At 40.7% G+C, this 659-nt stretch carries 1 protein-coding gene; it reads right to left on the bottom strand.

What is annotated here, in order from left to right; all coding sequences use genetic code 11:
- Positions 1 to 659 (bottom strand): fibronectin type III domain-containing protein (locus RI557_RS11675; RefSeq protein WP_409079705.1); only part of this gene is annotated, 659 nt, incomplete at both ends.

Genomic DNA, 659 nt, shown 5'->3' with positions numbered 1-659 from the left:
CCAGATTGAGAAGTAGCAATGTCTACGTCTAGAGTTCCAATAGTAGCTCCATAAGCATGCATCCAGAAAGTTAATTCTGCGTCACCGCCAAAATTACTCAGTTCAATAAGGGGAGATGTTAAGTCCGTTGTCGAATTAGTAAATCCTGATGTTTCAACATAGGCATAACTAAAACCACTTTGAGCACCATTAGGACCTGTATTACTTGAGCTTGTTGATCCACTATTCGTACTCCACTCAGCAGGAGTATTTGTCCAGTTAGCCAAAGAGTTAAATTCATCTTCAAAAAGAAGTGAATCATATCCTACAGTACAATTGGTACCTTGAGGAAACTGTATTGCTGTTTGGAAAAAGTGAGGTCCATCCCACTGAGAAGTATCGTTTGGCCCACATATTTCACGTACATAAAAGTCATAACCTGTAGCGGTATTAAGAGGAGAAATAGTAGTTGTTGTGCCTGTTACTGGGGTACCTGAACCTGGAACAGGGTTTCCTGTTGGAACCGCTACAACCTCATAATTATTAGCTCCGCCCGTCCACGAAAAATCAGCAGATGAAGATGTAACATTTGTAATATTGATATTATCAGGCGCAGGACAGGTTGGCGTTTCTCTTATCTCAATATCATCTAACAGGATATCGTTGTAAAACGCTGTTCC

The organism is Salibacter sp., assembly GCF_031581065.1.
GTDB lineage: Bacteria > Bacteroidota > Bacteroidia > Flavobacteriales_G > Salibacteraceae > Salibacter.
Note: the sequence above shows the minus strand (reverse complement) of the source record. Positions and strands in the feature narration are given on the sequence as shown.